11 protein-coding genes and 1 pseudogene are annotated in these 16,635 nt (G+C 59.7%); 9 read left to right on the forward strand and 3 right to left on the reverse strand.

Annotation, left to right across the window (positions count from 1 at the left end; all coding sequences use genetic code 11):
• Positions 1-151 precede the first annotated feature (151 nt).
• From yajC to BN1724_RS01050, 5 genes are all read left to right on the forward strand, one after another.
• Entirely contained in the window at positions 152-505 is a 354-nt protein-coding gene (gene yajC / locus BN1724_RS01030; protein WP_058235645.1) for a preprotein translocase subunit YajC, read from the forward strand.
• A gap of 15 nt (positions 506-520) precedes the next feature.
• Positions 521-2,290 (forward strand): protein translocase subunit SecD, encoded by a 1,770-nt coding sequence (secD, locus tag BN1724_RS01035; protein ID WP_084252638.1) that lies wholly within the window; start codon positions 521-523, stop codon positions 2,288-2,290.
• Positions 2,277-3,491: a protein translocase subunit SecF gene (gene secF / locus BN1724_RS01040; protein WP_084252639.1), complete on the forward strand. Its 1,215-nt coding sequence runs from the start codon at positions 2,277-2,279 to the stop codon at positions 3,489-3,491. The genes secD and secF overlap by 14 nt, the downstream gene beginning before the upstream one ends.
• 36 nt (positions 3,492-3,527) lie before the next feature.
• Complete coding sequence (locus BN1724_RS01045) at positions 3,528-4,088, forward strand: adenine phosphoribosyltransferase (protein WP_058233879.1); 561 nt, start codon at positions 3,528-3,530, stop codon at positions 4,086-4,088.
• A gap of 321 nt (positions 4,089-4,409) precedes the next feature.
• Positions 4,410-6,818, forward strand: coding sequence for a RelA/SpoT family protein (locus BN1724_RS01050; RefSeq protein ID WP_058235646.1), 2,409 nt, complete (start codon positions 4,410-4,412; stop codon positions 6,816-6,818).
• Positions 6,819-6,876: 58 nt separating this feature from the next.
• On the opposite strand, the gene BN1724_RS01055 is transcribed toward BN1724_RS01050, so the two are convergent.
• Both BN1724_RS01055 and BN1724_RS01060 read right to left on the reverse strand, forming a co-directional pair.
• On the reverse strand, positions 6,877-7,512 hold the full coding sequence (locus BN1724_RS01055; protein WP_157085703.1) for a hypothetical protein: 636 nt from the start codon (positions 7,510-7,512) through the stop codon (positions 6,877-6,879).
• A 283-nt stretch (positions 7,513-7,795) separates the two neighbouring features.
• Positions 7,796-9,244: a DUF349 domain-containing protein gene (locus BN1724_RS01060; RefSeq protein WP_058233881.1), complete on the reverse strand. Its 1,449-nt coding sequence runs from the start codon at positions 9,242-9,244 to the stop codon at positions 7,796-7,798.
• 261 nt (positions 9,245-9,505) lie between these two features.
• On the opposite strand from BN1724_RS01060, the gene BN1724_RS01065 reads away from it, so the two are divergent.
• From BN1724_RS01065 to BN1724_RS01075, 3 genes and pseudogenes are all read left to right on the forward strand, one after another.
• Positions 9,506-10,414: an MBL fold metallo-hydrolase gene (locus BN1724_RS01065; RefSeq protein WP_058233882.1), complete on the forward strand. Its 909-nt coding sequence runs from the start codon at positions 9,506-9,508 to the stop codon at positions 10,412-10,414.
• A gap of 117 nt (positions 10,415-10,531) precedes the next feature.
• On the forward strand, positions 10,532-11,902 hold the full coding sequence (gene hisS / locus BN1724_RS01070) for a histidine--tRNA ligase (protein WP_058233883.1): 1,371 nt from the start codon (positions 10,532-10,534) through the stop codon (positions 11,900-11,902).
• Positions 11,903-11,953: 51 nt separating this feature from the next.
• Positions 11,954-12,340, forward strand: a pseudogene (locus BN1724_RS01075) (thioredoxin family protein); the annotation flags it as partial.
• Between the two features lie 101 nt (positions 12,341-12,441).
• On the opposite strand, the gene BN1724_RS01080 reads toward BN1724_RS01075, so the two are convergent.
• Positions 12,442-14,286: a DEAD/DEAH box helicase gene (locus BN1724_RS01080; protein ID WP_084252642.1), complete on the reverse strand. Its 1,845-nt coding sequence runs from the start codon at positions 14,284-14,286 to the stop codon at positions 12,442-12,444.
• Between the two features lie 236 nt (positions 14,287-14,522).
• Between BN1724_RS01080 and aspS the strand changes: the two genes are divergently transcribed.
• The gene (gene aspS / locus BN1724_RS01085) at positions 14,523-16,391 is read left to right on the forward strand and encodes an aspartate--tRNA ligase (RefSeq protein ID WP_084252643.1); all 1,869 of its coding nucleotides are present in this window, start codon (positions 14,523-14,525) and stop codon (positions 16,389-16,391) included.
• Positions 16,392-16,635 lie beyond the last annotated feature (244 nt).

A 16,635-nucleotide genomic window follows, 5' to 3' on the forward strand; every position in this document is an offset into this window, starting at 1 on the left:
GCTTCCGCAGCAGCCGTCACGAGGCGAAGGCGGTAGAGTGTGCGGGTACTGTGTCGCTCCGTCCTCGCATCTGCCGCATTCACCATGTCCGGCTCTGACGATCCGGGGCCGTGCACCCCGCACCCGAAAGGATCTACTCCACGTGGACCCCATGATTTTCCTGCTGGTCATTTTCGCCGTGATGATGATTCCGATGTTTTTGATGTCGAGTCGTCAGCGCAAGGCACAGCGAGCCCACGCCGAGATGGTTGCGTCCCTCGGCATTGGAGATGAGGTACGCACGCACTCCGGTTTCTACGGGCTGATCGTCGACGAGTACGACGACGTCGTGATTCTTGAGACCGAATCCGGTGCTCAGACCAAGTGGGCGCGTCAAGCCATCGCCGGTAAGGTCGAGCCGACCACGGATGACACGGAGGCCGCCGAGGTATCGGAGTCCTCTGAGCAGATCACCGGCACCTCCGGAGACGTTCCCGGCGTGACCACGAACAACGAACGGTCCTGACGACTTTCACTATCTATGGCATCGACCAAACACCCCGGACGGTCCGCACTCGTCCTCCTACTCGTCATCCTTATTCTGCTCGGCGGTGGTATCGCCGCGGCAGTTAAATGGGGCACCTGGCAGGCGACGCCGAAGCTCGCCCTCGACCTTGAGGGCGGCACCCAGGTCATCCTGTCTGCCAGCACACCGGATGGATCCCCTGTTAAACAGGATCAGCTAAACCGCGCAATCCAGATTATGGGCCAGCGCGTCAACGGTCTCGGCGTCGCCGAAACTCAAATCACTGCCCAGGGCGGCAACAACATTGTTGTCGATATTCCGGGCAGTTTGGATCAGCAGACAGCGGACGCCCTGCGCCGAACCGCGCTCATGGAGTTCCGACCGGTTCTGCTGGTGGGGCCGCCGCAAGCCGAAGGTCAAGGTAAAGCAGACCAGGCGGGCGATAAAGCCAAGGAGCGGGATCCCAACGCAGGTGCTCCTGGGGCGGATAAGAAACTGCCTCCGACTTCAACGGAATGGCTGACTCCCGCTATCCGCCACGAGTTCAACCAGCTCAATTGCACCGATCCCAAGGTGCTTGGCACGCCTCGGGATAAAGACCCGAACAAACCGCTGGTGACCTGCGCCGAAGACGGGCACGAAAAATATGTGCTCGGACCGGCAGCAGTGAGGGGGGACGAAATCACGTCCGCCACGGTCAGTAACGAGACCACCGGCGGCGGGCAGATCACAAACTTCTACCAGGTCAACTTGAGCTTCAACCCGACCGGGGCCAAAGCCTTCGGTGATATCACCACGACCCTTTTTAACTCCCAGGGCGACAACCGGCGATTCGGGATCGTGCTGGATGGGTTTGTGGTCTCCGCGCCCGCCGTCGACCAAGGTCCGCTGACCGGCGGAACCGCATCCATCCACGGTTCCATGACGCAAAAGCAGGCGGAGCTACTAGCTAACCAGCTTCGCTTCGGCGCCTTACCATTGAAGTTCCAAGTGCAGAGCGAACAGCAGATTTCGGCCACTCTTGGCACTGATCAGCTTGAAAAAGGTCTGATCGCTGGTGCGATCGGCATGCTGCTGGTGATGGCCTACTCGGTGCTGCAATATCGTGCTCTTTCGATGGTGACCATCGCGTCGCTGGTTGCGGCATCTGCGCTGACCTACGGCGTTATCACCGTGATGTCTAATCTTCCCGACATCGGATTCAGGCTCTCCCTGGCTGGTGTGGCCGGTTTGATCGTCGCTATCGGATTCACCGCTGACTCATTCATCGTCTATTTTGAGCGCGTCAGAGATGAGCTGCGCGATGGACGCGGGCTTAGCAGCGCGGTGGAACACGGATGGAGACGCGCCCGTCGAACCATTCTTGCTTCGGATGCCGTGAACTTCATTGCCGCCGCCGTGCTGTATGTGCTGAGTGTCGGCAGCGTCCGCGGTTTCGCCTTCACTCTCGGTTTGACCACCCTTATCGACTTGGTGGTTGTCTTCCTCTTCACGCATCCGATGCTCCAAGTGTTGGCGCGTACGCGATTCTTCGGACACGGTCATCGCTTCAGCGGCCTCGACCCGCGCCAGCTAGGCCGGTCCGCTCCGATCTATGCCGGACGAGGGCGAATCCGCGGCGCCGAAGAACGAGGCGAATCCCTGGCCGAGCGCAAAGCGAGGCTCGCGCGGGAGCAAGCTAAACGCGACCAGAACTCCTCTGGAGGCTCTGATAAGCACCGCGGATCCGTTGACCACAGCGCCACCGGGGACAACACGGGGGGAGACCATTATGGCGATCGGTAAATTCGCAGCCTTCGGCAACGACCTGCACTCCGGTGCACGATCCTTCGGCATAGTCCGCACCCGTCGTTATTGGTACCTGATCAGCCTGGCCGTTCTGATTATTCTCGGGTCGATCACCGCTGTGCGCGGGGTCAACCTCGGTATCGAGTTCACCGGTGGTAGCGAGTTCCAGGTGACCGGGGCAAAAACTCTGAACCAGTCGCTCGCACGGGACGCCGTTCACCAGCTGGTGCCGGAAAACGTTCCGCACGTGACGGTTGTGGGCTCAGACACCATTAGGGTGCAGACCGAGCAACTTGGGTCAGATCGCACAGAAGCCCTGCGGACCTCCCTGGCGTCGGCATACGGCGTGGATTCCTCGCAGGTCACCAGCTCATTTATTGGTCCTAGCTGGGGTCAAGACGTCACCGGAAAAGCCATTAGAGCGGTGATTGTATTCACCGTGTTGGTGGCGATTGTGCTCGCCCTGTACTTCCGCAATTTAAAGACCTCCATTGCCGCGGTCATGGCCCTGGCTCATGACCTGCTGCTCACCGCAGGTACATACGGCGCGGTGGGTTTTGAGATCACTCCGGCGGCAGTGATCGGGTTTTTAACGATCCTCGGCTACTCGCTGTACGACACCGTGGTGGTGTTCGATAAGGTCCGTGAAAATACGGTCGGCATAGCGCATCGCGATGACATGACGTATGCAGGTGCCGTCAATCTCGCGGTGAACCAGACCCTCGTGCGGTCAATCAATACCTCCGTCGTCGCGTTGTTGCCGGTCGGCTCCATCTTGTTCATTGGTGCTTTTGTTCTGGGAGCAGGAACGCTCAAAGATATTTCGCTCGCGCTATTTGTTGGCATCTTGGTCGGCACGTACTCTTCCGTGTTCCTTGCCCCTTCCTTCTTGGTCGATCTGCGCCGCCGCGAACCTGCGTTGCGGGCTCAGGAGGCCCGGCTGAAAGAACTCAAGCAGCGTCAGGACCGTGAGGCATCTGGCAGTGAAGGAGAGACACAGCCCCATCGCTCGGGGAGCGTGGAAAGCGACGAGCTGACCGCTGATGACCGTGTCCGCGGACATCAAGGCCTGGACGAGGACGCGCAGACAGCCTCGGCACTCAGCTCCTCCCGGGCAGAGCTCGGATCGGCTGATGGTTCCCGCAATGTAGGACAGCGCCCGCAGCCTCGACGAACACCCCGTCGCCGTCGAGGCTGAGCCGTCCGGAGCTGACTCTTTTTATAAAGGAATGGCATGAGCACTGATCTTGTAACCGCCGAATCAATCCATGACCTGCTGACACAGCGTATTGCCGAATATCCGGATTTCCCGGAGCCTGGAGTCCTGTTCAGAGATATCAGCCCATTGCTCGGCGATGGCGCTGCGTTTCGTCAGGTCATTGAGTACTGGGCTGGACTCCTCCCGTCGGGGATCGACCACATCGTCGGCGCGGAAGCCCGGGGATTCGTTCTAGGAGCTCCGCTGGCGTATCACCTAGGGGTGGGTTTCGTGCCGGTGCGGAAAGTAGGCAAACTGCCCGGCACGCCCCGTTCGGTGAGCTACTCCCTGGAATATGGGACCGCGACGGTAGAAATACCGGAGAATGCGCTTGAACCGGGTGAAAAAGTTGTCGTTATTGATGATTTGCTGGCCACTGGGGGAACTGCCTGCGCAACCTGTGAATTGGTGGAGACATCCGGCGCGGAGCTTTTGGCGGTGTCATTCTTAATGGAATTGGTTGGACTCGGCGGGCGTGAAAAACTCGTGGCAGAGGTCAGCGCCCCGATTCTTCCGGTGTTTTCCGTTCAGAACTAAACTGGCTCTTTAAACCCGAGTTTCTGCTGAGGGTCGGTTTAACGTCTAGGCCTGGCCGGCTATGGATGAAAGTTGGGCCTGTGGAGAGGGATTGGTGTCAGCGCAGCCGATCTGGTCCGGAGCATGGTTCTCGCCGCGTAGACTAGGCGGATCCCCGGCTTTGCGGGTCTGCCGATGTGTATCAGATAGATACCCGCTAGGTGGTTATCGAATAGGTGCTCATCGAGTTGATCTATCTAGGTCGGGGAGCGTCAGGCATACAGCAGCGGGCGGGAGGATTCTATGGGATCGCAGCATGAGGCCCGAGATCGCCAAGCGGTAATGCCCGGACCACCGCGCGATGTGACGGCTGTCTTGGCAGAGAACTCCTCGGGCCGATCACCCGCAACAGAAGCGTCCCGGAGCGTGGGAAACACTCCTGCCCCTCCGGTTCCCCGGAACGACACAGGACCTTTACCGTGGGGACGACGGCCGCGACTAGCATTTTTCGGGGCCAAGCCGTCGGCTGTGGACCCCATACTGGAACCGCTGCTTCAAGCCGTACGGGCAGTGCGGCCTAAAGAAGATCTCTCGCTTTTAACGCGTGCGTTCCAGACAGCTGAACGCGCTCACAGGGGTCAGCAGCGGCGCAGCGGGGACCCGTACATCACCCATCCGGTATCGGTGGCCACGATTCTTGCCGAACTGGGATCGCCAATTCCGGTTCTGGCGGCCGCGTTGCTGCACGACACCGTTGAGGACACTGACTACACACTCGATCAGTTGCGAGCAGACTATGGCGAAGAAATCGCCATTCTGGTCGACGGCGTGACCAAACTCGACAAAGTCACCTACGGGGATGCAGCCCAAGCTGAAACCGTCCGCAAGATGATCGTGGCCATGAGCCGCGATATTCGGGTGCTTATGATCAAGCTCGCGGACCGTTTACACAATGCGCGAACGTGGAAGTATGTACCCACAGCTTCGGCGGAACGCAAAGCTAAAGAAACTCTTGAAATCTATGCCCCGCTGGCTCATCGCCTAGGTCTGAACACGATTAAGTGGGAGCTTGAGGATCGCTCTTTCCAGGTGCTGTATCCCAAGGTGTATGACGAGATTGTCGCCCTGGTGGCAGATCATGCTCCGGCCCGGGAAAAGTATCTTGCGTCGGTGACGAAGCAGATCAATAACGATCTGCATAATGCCCGGATTAAAGCTACCGTCACCGGACGCCCTAAGCATTACTATTCGATCTATCAGAAAATGATTGTCCGTGGCCGCGACTTTGCCGATATCTACGATTTAGTGGGTATTCGGGTTCTGGTGGATTCTGTCCGCGATTGCTACGGGGTGCTCGGTATTTTGCATTCCCGTTGGTCGCCGGTACCTGGCCGTTTCAAAGACTATATTGCGCTGCCAAAATTCAATCTTTACCAGTCGCTCCACACCACCGTGATCGGCCCCACTGGGAAACCGGTTGAGGTGCAGATCCGCACCTGGGAGATGCATCGACGGGCTGAATACGGGGTAGCGGCGCACTGGAAATATAAGGCACGCGCCGGGGAAGCTGACCGCGGTCCCGCAGGTGGGCAGGACATTTCCTGGCTCCGCCAGTTGATGGATTGGCAGCAGGAAACCGCTGACTCGGGTGAGTTCTTAGAATCTTTGCGCTTTGAGATGGGAAGCCAAGAGGTCTACGTCTTCACTCCCAAGGGTGATGTGTTGGCGTTGCCGCAGGGATCCACGCCGGTGGACTTTGCGTACTCCGTGCATACGGAGGTTGGGCACCGGACGATGGGGGCGAGGGTTAATGGCCGACTCATTTCCCTAGATACTCCGCTCAGCACAGGTGATGTGGTGGAGGTGTTTACCTCTAAAGCCGAAGGTGCTGGTCCTAGTCAGGACTGGCTCGCCTTTGTGAAGTCGCCGCGAGCTCGCACCAAAATCAGGCAGTGGTTTACTAAGGAACGTCGAGAAGAAGCACTCGACCGTGGGCGCGATGAACTCGGCAAAGCGTTAAAGAAACAGAACCTGCCGCTTCGGCGTCTGCTGACCCATGACTCGTTGACTGCGGTGGCATCCGATTTACGTTATGCCGATGTGGATGCTCTCTATACCGCTATCGGTGAGGGGCACGTCAGCGCGCAGTCTGTCTCGCAGCGGCTTGTGCAGAGCTTCGGGGGAGCGGCTGGGGCGGAAGAGGATCTGGCCGAGACAACCCTCCCCTCAAAGGTGCATCGTCCCCGCCAATCGGGTTCTGGCAATCCCGGCATCGTGGTGGATGGCGAGGGTGACCTGTGGGTGAAGCTTGCGAAGTGCTGTGCCCCGGTGCCTGGCGATCCCATCATCGGTTTTGTGACGCGAGGCAGCGGAATATCGGTGCACCGGACGGACTGTACGAATGCGGCACAGCTAAAGACAGAACCGGATCGACTAGTTGAGGTGACCTGGTCGGGCCGCAGTACGAGCGCGTTTTTGGTGCATGTGAAAGTGGAGGCGTTGGACCGTTCGCACCTGCTCAGCGACTTGGCGCAGGCGATTGCTGACCAGCATGTTCCGATCCAGGCGGCATCGTGTCACTCTCATCGTGACCGTTTAGCCACGGCGTCGTTCAGCTTTGAATTGGCGGACCCCGCTCATCTCAGCCATGTGTTGAAGCAGATCCGCCGGGTTGAAGGGGTCTACGACGCGTATCGGGTCAACGGTGATGGCCGGCCTGTTAATACCCGCACAGGTCAACTTTCCAGCTGACGTACGTTCGCGTAGGGACGCCATGACCCGCTCATCACCGCGCCGGATGGGCAGACCGTTAGACGGCGAGGTCAGTCAGAAGCGTAAGAGCGCGGGTGCCATGGGGCCGCTTCCGGATGCGCTGGATTTCCCGGCTGAGATCGGGTATAGACAGATGTCCGGAGGCAATAAAGGCGCGGACGGTCTGAATAGCCTGATATGACGGCGCCAATCGGAGCAAGTCGGTGGCCGTGCGCACCGGAATGGTCACTGGGCAGCCGCCAATTCTCTCTACGTGTTCGGGCGGCAGATCACGGGAGTGCCGGATTCTCATCCCGCGTCGAGAAGCTGGTCTGAGGGCCGTCACGAACGATCCCGATGTCGATTCCGGTGGACCCAGCACAACCCAGGCGGCGGCATCATCAGCTATGACGTAGTCCCCTCGCAGCATAGAGCCGAGCATGATTCCTAGCGCAACGGCCCTACCCGCTGGACCGATCTGATGTGTGCCAGGTAGATAAAGCTCGCCCACGACGTGCGTGATAAGCCCGTCGGTTTCCATCACCGCTGTTGCGGGCGAGGACGGCAGACGAAGAAGAACTTGTTCGAGATCTTCCGCCAGCATCCCTGCGTGGGCCGACCACACTGTGCACGGGTGAGTCGATATGGAAGGTAGGAGTGCGGTATGGCAGGAGCTGAACGCAGGCGCAGGCATTCATTTAGCCTGCGCTCACTGACCGCACACCGCCAGAGCCAGGCGGGCCTTGTGGATAACTCATATCCGCGGTTGTCGTACCGTCGGCGCAGTCCGAGAACGCTTAGCTGCATGGATCAGCCTCGGAAATGGCTCTGCTTGTCGGTCAGAGAGTAACTAGCGGGCAGTAACTAGGTGCGGAAGCCGAACCAAAACCCCAGCCTCTGAGGTCGGTAACTTTAGAGCCTGGGGTTTTGGTCTGCGCGGTTGTAACCCACGCAGTTTAGCCTTAGAGCTGCTGGCCTCAGCCCAAATCCTGTGCGGAGCGTTCGATCACGGCGAGCCACTGCTGACGGGCAGTCAGAGCAGCTTCAGCTTCGGCGATCCGGCGGGCATCACCGCTGCGTCGAGCCTTCTCCAAGGCTTCCTCATAGCTTGCGATAGCGGCCTGAAGCTGGCTCGAGGCTCCCTGAACCCTAGCCTTGGTTCGCGGATCCGTACGACGCCATTCAGCCTCTTCTGCCTCACGGACCTGACGCTCAACATCGCGCAGACCATCCTCAATCCGGCGCAGATCAGAACGCGGAACCTTCCCCGCGTCCTCCCAGCGGTCCTGAATTGAACGCAGAGAGCGTTTGGTCGCGTCGAGGTCAGAAATCGGCAGTAAGGCCCGGGCTTCGGCGAGCAGAGCCTCCTTAACGACCAAGTTTTGCTTCTGTTCAGCTTCGGACGCTTGGAGGTCAGCGTTCCTGGCGGCGAAGAAGTGATCCTGGGCAGCCTTGAAACGCGACCACTGGGCGTCGTCGGTCTTGCGCTGGCCGCGAGGGGCGGAGCGCCATTCGTCCATGAGTGAGCGATAGGCGCGAACCGTCGGGCCCCAATCGGTGGAATCCTTCATGGCCTCTGCGCGGTGGATCAGACTTTCCTTGATTTCTTTGGCTTCGGCATGGCGCTTGTCAAGATCAGCGAAATGGGCGCGACGCATCCGATCAAAGGATGACCGAGCAGCCGACAGGCGCTTCCACAGGCCGTCTTCGACGCTGCGGTCTAACGCAACATCTGCTGACTGCATTTCTTTCCATCGCTGAACCATGGTGCGCATGGTCTCAGTTGCACTCCGCCACTGGATACGGTCGGGCTCGGCAGCAACCAGTTCCTCAATGGAGCGCACAAACTCTTCCCGCCGGGCCGTTGCCTGTTCCTTCGCGGCAATGCGTTCTTGCTCAACAACGGCAAGCGCCGCTTTCGCCTGTTCACGCAGCTGAGTTCCGCGCTCGCGCAGTGCGGCGAGATCCCCGACCACTGCCGGTTCCTTTAGCTTTTTGCGTAGCTGTTCGAGGAGCCGATTGAGCTCAGCTTGGGTGAGGTGGCCAACGCTGAGCTTTTGCTCGGTGAGATCAAGGAATGCGACCAGGTCGAGGTATGCGTGTACGAATGGGCGCAGTGCAGCTTCATGGTCGGTTCCCTCGGCGGTGCCGATCTCACGGGAGCCAGAGCCATCCTTGACACTGATTGTGCCGTCCTCGGCAATGGAACCGAAGGTTAATGCTTCGCGAACCTTATCCTCGGGGTACTCGGTCACCGTGGGTGCGGCCGGAACAAGAGCGGGGCGATGCTGACGGTCGGCTAGCCGGGCAAGCTGAGCAGGCGACGGCATTGCGCGGGGCCGTGGAGTGGCGGGAGTGGACGGCGCAGTGCTGGCCGGGGCCGTTTCCGTCTGCGCATCCGGCTTGACGTCGTGCGACTCGCTCACGAGAACTCCTTCTATTCCTACCGCTGGTTTGCGGGCTTTTGTCACCGCAGTGACGAAACGATTGCAGGGGCGTGACAGCATGACCTATCACCCACCGCGCCACTTTACCGTCCCCGGGGCATAACGTGCGCATCGGATCGTGTCGTTGGAGATGAAACCGGGTGTTCGTTGTGATGAACGGTGAGGGGCAGCATCCGGAAACCTGTCGGGAAGCGTCGTGGATGCGCGCGAAATCGTGAGGATCGGCGGTAGGGTCGAGGCGTGATCCGGATTCATACGCTCGTCTCGCCGTTTCTCGGCGCCAATTGCTACATCCTGAGCGCCCACCAACGGGCCGAGGCTCAGGACATTGAAAATACAGCGCCGTCCGATGCCGGGGACAACACATCTCATACGACCTGGTCTCAGGCTAATCCGTCTCATGAGGTCACCGCCGTGGTGATCGACCCGGGATGGGACACCACGGATCGCGTCGTTGACTATGTGCAGAGCATCAGAGCGACCCGCGTGAATATCGTGGCCACGCATGGGCATCTCGACCACATTGCAGATCTCGGACTTCTGTGCGAGCGCATCTCGGCGATCTGTGGAGAGGTGTCGATTGGTTTGAATGACCAGAGCCGGCTCGATGACCCTATTGAGGATCTTCCCGAAATGTTTACGACGCAGCTGCGCCCGATCTGGCAGGTGCGCGGATGGACGCGTCCCGCAGATGCCCGGCTGCTTCGAGAAGGGGATGAGATTGAGGTTGCTGCCGGCGCTGCGCTTCGGGTGATTGACGCACCAGGCCATACGGAAGGTTCGGTGCTTTTGCAGCTAGTTAAGGGTGGATCTGACGTGGCGGGTGACACAAGTGACGCAAAAGAAAAAGAAGATGCCTCTGTTGTGCCCGCGGTACTGACCACAGAAGATTCTTCCCGCAGCCCGGGCGGTCGCCGGGAATGGCATCGTGGCGTTGTGTTTACCGGAGACGTTTTATTCGCCGGTGGGGTGGGGCGCACCGACCTTCCGGGAGGAGACATGAAAGCGATGCACCGCTCTTTGGCTCGGTTCGCCGAGCTTCCTGGAGACTTTTTGATTCTTCCCGGGCACGGTCCGTCCAGCACCATTAGGCATGAGCTGACGAACAACTGGTACCTGCGCGAGGCATGCCAGGGACACCTTGCTTAATTGGTCGCAGCAAACCGCCCCGGAATGCACTGATAATCCTTCGATACCCTAAGAACAGTTCGCTAGTTTGCGCCGCCCTGGGAAAGGGTTGGCCTTAATGAATGGAGATGCCCGCCCATGGCGAAAATCGCTCCCCTGTCCGGATTTCCTGAGTGGCTACCATCTGAGCGTGCGGTGGAGAGCCATGTCATGGATATCTTTCGGCATGTCAGCGAATTGCACGGGTTTAGCGGTATTGAAACTCGCGCGGTGGAGCCCATGTCTCAGCTGCTGCGCAAAGGGGACATAGATAAAGAGGTCTATGTTCTGCGGCGTCTGCATGCTGACCCTGACGAGGCTGAGGAGAATGCGCTCGATCGACAGCTCGGCCTGCATTTCGACCTCACCGTGCCATTAGCTCGGTATGTGCTTGAGCATCGCTCGGGTCTTTCGTTCCCGTTCCGCCGCTATCAGATTCAGAAAGTCTGGCGGGGTGAGCGGCCTCAGGATGGACGTTTCCGAGAGTTTTACCAGGCCGATCTCGACGTGGTGGGGGAGAACACTCTGCCTGCCCACGTGGAGGCCGAGGTGGCGGTGGTGATGGCAGACATCCTTGCCCGCCTGCCTCTGCCTGGATTCACCATCCACGTCAATAACCGCAAACTGTCCCAAGGGTTCTTTGAAGCCCTCGGCTTGAGCGACGTGGGAGCGGTTCTTCGCTGCCTCGATAAACTCCCCAAAATTGGTGCCGACGCGGTAGGCACCTTGCTCGCCGACGAGGCCGGAGCCAGTGAATCTCAAATCGCCCTGTTGCTTGAGTTTGCGGCTATCCGCACGCCCGGAACCGAGTTCGTCGATCGGGTGCACGCGCTGGGAGTGTCTGGTGAGCTGCTGGACGAGGGGCTGGCCGCTCTGTCTGCGACGGTATCGGCCATTGATGAGGCGGCGCCGGGGGTTTGCGTGGCAGACCTGTCTATTGCCAGGGGTCTGGATTACTACACCGGAACGGTGTACGAGACCTTTATCCATGGACATGAAGATCTCGGCTCGATCTGCTCAGGTGGACGCTATGACCAGTTAGTCAGCGACGGCAGCCGGACCTACCCGGGGGTGGGGCTATCCCTTGGCCTTTCCCGACTGGTCTCGCGGATTCTGAAGGCTGATCTTGCGGCGGCGTCCAGGCCCGTTCCAACCTGTGTTTTGGTTGCCGTCACGAGCGAGGAGGAACGACCCCGCTCTGCCCGGGTAGCCACGATGCTGCGCTCGCGTGGAATCCCGGTGGAGGTTGCCCCGACGGCGGCGAAATTCGGCAAACAAATTAAATACGCGGACCGCCGTGGTATCCCGTTCGTCTGGTTCCCGGCTGCGGTCGATGCAGAGGCCGATGCCGCCGACGAGGTTAAGGATATTCGCTCCGGCGAGCAGTTAGCGGCCGATGCCCAATCCTGGATGCCTCCCCAGGAGGACCTCCATGTTCGCATTGTGGCGAAGCAAAATCAGGAGCACTGAGGTCTACTTCACGTACGATCGGGAACAACGGAACCTTTAAAAAACGTTAGGACTTACATGAGCACCATCACTCTCACTAAAGAAAACCACGACGAGACCATCAGCTCGGGGATCGTCCTCATCGACTTCTGGGCGTCTTGGTGCGTTCCGTGTCAGCGTTTCGGACCAGTTTTTGAGAAGGTCTCCGAGGCTCACCCCGATATCACCTTCGCCAAGGTCGATACCGAGGACCAACAGGAGCTCAGTGCAAAGTACGGCATCACCTCGATTCCGATGCTGGTGGCCTATCGCGATGGTGTGCTGGTTTACGGCCGGCCCGGCGCGATGAAAGAGTCTGATCTGGAAGACCTTGTGACTCGCATTGAGTCTTTGAACATGGATGAGGTTCGTGCCGCCTACGCCAAGGCCCAGCAGGAGCAGGACGGCCAGGCTAAGTAGATCTCCCCGCGTGATGCGGTTACGCGAAAGGGCCTCCACCTCATGAGGTGGAGGCCCTTTTCATGCGCTGGTATCAGCCGTGAGCGGTAAGGAAACTAGGTTTAATACCGTTTACGGCTAAAACGGTCTCGGCCGCCATCGCGGCCTTCGCGGTCGTGCCCCTTATCTCGGCGGGGGCCGGTGTCCCGGGCGATGCGCAGCATGCGTCCACCGATTCGGGCTCGTCCGATGCGGTCAGCGACCTCAGGGGCGATTTCTCCACGCACCTCTACCAGGGAAAACGTGCTGAAAATGTCGATCTTGCCGATGTCTTTTCCGCGCAGGCCTGATTCACCGGTGATGGTACCGACGATGGCCTGAGGAGATGCGTGGTGCGAGTGCCCCACAGCAACCCGGTACGAGGTGTATCCCTTGGACGGAGTGCGCGGTCCGCGGCGACGATCCCCGTCGCTGTCCTGGCCGGAGCGTGGTCCGCGTCCGCCTCGGTCAGATCCGCGCTCGGACCCATCGCGCTCGCGTCCGCCTCTAAGGCTCGCCCCGGTGAACTCTTCATCCTCATGCTGCTGCCCCGGGCCACTGTCCTGAACCGACATTGCGCATAGGGCAGCCGCTAGATCTAAGGGATCGGTATCGCTGGAGGCAATAAATTCATCGATCAGAGTCCGGTACATCTGGAGCCGACCGCGGGCGATGCGTTCTGGTACCTCAGTGAGCAGTTTTTGGGTGCGATGGCGAGAGACATCGGCTGGGGAGGGGATCTGAACTTCGGTGAGTTGCTGGCGGGTCGCTTTCTCAATTGCTTTTAAGCGTCCTCGTTCATAAGGGGTGAGGAAGGTCAGGGCGCGACCGGTCCGGCCAGCGCGGCCTGTGCGTCCGATCCGATGGACGTAGGCTTCGGGCTCGCCGGGAACATCGAAGTTCACAACCAAACCGATGCGATCGACGTCGAGCCCGCGCGCGGCCACATCGGTGGCGACTAGGACATCGAGAGAGCCGTCGCGAAGTCGCTCCACAATGCGTTCGCGTTCTTTTTGGGCTACGTCACCGCTGATCGTAGAGGCGACGACACCCCGTCCGACCAGCGCTGTTCCCACCTCTTCAGCGGCGGTGCGGGTGCGCACGAACACGATGGCCGCGTCGGTGTCGGAGGTGGCTAGAACTCGCGCTAGCGCCCCGATTTTGTGCCTAAACGGCACCACGGCGTATTCCTGGGTGACCGAGGTGACGGTAGTGGATTGGCGGGCCACGCTCACCGATACCGCGTCATTCATATGCTCAGCCGCTACCTTTTTGATAGCGGGCGGCATCGTGGCAGAGAACAGCGCAACCTGTTTGTCTTCGGGGGCGAAGCTGAGGATCTGATCGACATCTTCCGCGAACCCCATGCGCAGCATCTCATCAGCTTCGTCGAGAACCAGATAGCGCAGCGTCGCAAGTTTTAAGTTTCCGCGGCGCAGATGGTCAATTACCCGCCCCGGGGTTCCGACAACGACGTGGCTGCCGCGGGAGAGAGCTTTCTCCTGGGGGATATATGGGGCGCCGCCGTACACGGCCGTGACGCGGATGCGGGATTCACCGGTGGCGAAGGAACTCACGGCGTCAGCGACCTGCATCGCAAGTTCGCGGGTGGGGGTCAGAATGAGTGCCTGGGTAGAGGAATCGTTTTTGTCGATTCGCGCGAGCATAGGCAAACCGAACGCGGCGGTTTTACCGGTGCCGGTCTGGGCGACCCCAACAACATCCCGGCCAGACAATAGCGCCGGAATGGCTTGTTCCTGAATGGGGGAGGGGGTCGTAAAACCGAGGGCTTCCACCGCGCGCAGCAGATGGCCGGGTAAACCCAGATCAGCAAAGGTTGTGGATGGGGTCGGGGGCGTGGTCTCGGCGCTGCGTTCAGCAGCGGTATCGTCCGAGGAAGTAGGGGGCGTTGTGGAGGCCGTAGTCATTGCAAGCGCTCTTTCATCCAGGCGCGTGGTAGTCGGTGGTCATCGGTGAACGCACCATCGCGTCGGGCATCTGTCGCGCCGATCAGGCCCTTACCTATTCTAGTCGCCCAGACCCAATCAGGGGAGAGGCCTGGACGCGAGGTCGGTCACCGTTGGCTTGTGAGAGGTCTAAGTGCTCAGAGGCTAAGATGCAAAATGGACAGCGATATTTTCTCAACAATTCTAAGGACAGACCGTTGCTGCGTACGCATCATGTCGGCCATCTCCGCCCTGAGCACACCGGGCAGGACGTCACGCTTACCGGCTGGGTCGCGCGTCGGCGCGATCATGGCGGAGTAGCTTTCCTCGATCTTCGCGACGATTCGGGAATCGCGCAGGTTGTGGTGCGTGAAGACGATGCCCACCATCTGCGCAATGAATATGTGCTTCGGATCACCGGCACGGTGCAAAAGCGTCCCGAGGGCAATGAGAATCCCTCCATCCCCACGGGGGAGATCGAGGTGATCGCGCGCGAGGTTGAGGTGCTCAACGCCGCGGCGCCGCTGCCATTCCCGCTCGATGATCACACCCAGGTAGGCGAAGAAGCGCGGCTGCGTTACCGCTATCTGGACATGCGGCGCAGCGGACCGGCCTCCGCAATTCGGCTGCGGTCGAAGGTGAACCAGATCGCCCGCGAGGTGCTGGTGAAAGAGGGCTTCATCGAAGTTGAAACCCCCACCATGACCCGGTCTACGCCGGAAGGTGCTCGTGACTTTTTGGTGCCGGCTCGTCTGGCACCCGGATCCTGGTATGCGCTGCCGCAGTCCCCTCAGCTGTTTAAGCAGCTGCTAATGGTCGGCGGAATTGAAAAATACTTCCAGCTTGCCCGCTGCTATCGTGACGAGGACTTTAGGGCGGATCGTCAGCCCGAGTTCACCCAGCTCGATATCGAGATGGCCTTCGTCGAGCAGGACGACCTGATTGAACTCACCGAGCGTCTGCTGACGGAGATCTGGCGTGCGATCGGCGTGGAGATCCTCACCCCCATTCCTCGTATCACCTATGCCGAGTCCATGCGCCGGTATGGCAGTGACAAACCCGATCTGCGCTTTGATCTTGAACTCGTCGAGATGACGGACTACTTCGCCAACACGCCGTTCCGGGTGTTCCAAGCGCCATATGTGGGCGCTGTGGTGATGGCCGGTGGTGCTTCGCAGTCCCGGCGCACCTTGGATGCTTGGCAGGAATGGGCTAAACAGCGCGGGGCTAAAGGTTTGGCGTATGTCCTTTTTGCGGACGACGGTAGCGTCGGCGGCCCGGTGGCGAAGAATCTTTCGCAGACCGAACGTGATGGGCTGATGGAGGCGACGGGGGCAAAGCCTGGCGACTGCGTGTTCTTTGCGGCGGGTGAGACGAAGGTTTCTCGTGCGTTGCTCGGCGCAGCTCGCAACGAGATTGCGAGCCGCCTCGGTCTCATCGATGAGGATGCGTACGCCTTTGTGTGGGTGGTTGATGCTCCTTTGTTTGAACCGGCGGGTGATGCGGTTGCCGCTGGGGACGTCGCTGTCGGCGACGGAGCTTGGACGGCGGTGCACCACGCTTTCACCTCTCCTCGGCCAGAGTGGATTGATCGCTTTGAAGAGTCGCCGGGAGAGGCTCTCGCGTATGCGTATGACATCGTGTGCAACGGTAATGAGCTCGGCGGCGGTTCTATCCGTATCCATCAGCGCGATGTACAAGAGCGGGTATTCCGCATGATGGGGATCGACGACGAGGCTGCGCAGGCCAAATTTGGATTCCTTCTGGATGCGTTCCAGTACGGTGCTCCGCCGCATGGTGGTATCGCGCTTGGCTGGGACCGGCTCGTTGCCCTGCTTGCCAAGGTGAGCTCGATTCGTGAGGTGATTGCCTTCCCGAAGTCAGGCGGTGGGTATGACCCGTTGACTCAGGCCCCGGCTCCGATCACTGATGCTCAGCGTAAAGAGGCGGGGATCGATGTGAAGCCGCTTACTGAGGATGCTGTAAAGCCGAAGGCTGAGAGTGCAAAAGCAGCCTCAGACACTGTGGCATCGTCTGATGTGCATGGACTAAAAGGCACGGCTTCAGCCGCGAATTCTGCAAAGTAGACGATTTTTCGCAAAGTAGATAACGTCTGTTAAGTAGACGAAATTCTGCTGGTCAGGTTAGAGCCTATATAGATGTCGTGCCCGCCACTTCGGTGGCGGGCACGACATCTATATACGGGGGATTATTGCGGGGTGGGTATGCCTGTATACCTGTGGGCCTAACGTATGTACGTATGGCGCTATCTCCCACGCCTCGACAAGGGATTGTGGCGTGAATCGATAGAGGCTAAGTAGATCGGCGGGT

The sequence above is a fragment of the Devriesea agamarum genome, from assembly GCF_900070355.1.
Classification (GTDB): domain Bacteria; phylum Actinomycetota; class Actinomycetes; order Actinomycetales; family Dermabacteraceae; genus Devriesea; species Devriesea agamarum.

What these genes read in the sequence shown, in the direction of transcription:
- yajC (WP_058235645.1), top strand. Translation starts at nt 152, where the DNA reads ATGATTTTCCTGCTGGTCATTTTCGCCGTGATGATGATTCCGATGTTT.
- secD (WP_084252638.1), top strand. Translation starts at nt 521, where the DNA reads ATGGCATCGACCAAACACCCCGGACGGTCCGCACTCGTCCTCCTACTC.
- secF (WP_084252639.1), top strand. Translation starts at nt 2,277, where the DNA reads ATGGCGATCGGTAAATTCGCAGCCTTCGGCAACGACCTGCACTCCGGT.
- BN1724_RS01045 (WP_058233879.1), top strand. Translation starts at nt 3,528, where the DNA reads ATGAGCACTGATCTTGTAACCGCCGAATCAATCCATGACCTGCTGACA.
- BN1724_RS01050 (WP_058235646.1), top strand. Translation starts at nt 4,410, where the DNA reads ATGCCCGGACCACCGCGCGATGTGACGGCTGTCTTGGCAGAGAACTCC.
- BN1724_RS01055 (WP_157085703.1), bottom strand. Translation starts at nt 7,512, where the DNA reads ATGCCTGCGCCTGCGTTCAGCTCCTGCCATACCGCACTCCTACCTTCC.
- hisS (WP_058233883.1), top strand. Translation starts at nt 10,532, where the DNA reads ATGGCGAAAATCGCTCCCCTGTCCGGATTTCCTGAGTGGCTACCATCT.
- BN1724_RS01080 (WP_084252642.1), bottom strand. Translation starts at nt 14,286, where the DNA reads ATGACTACGGCCTCCACAACGCCCCCTACTTCCTCGGACGATACCGCT.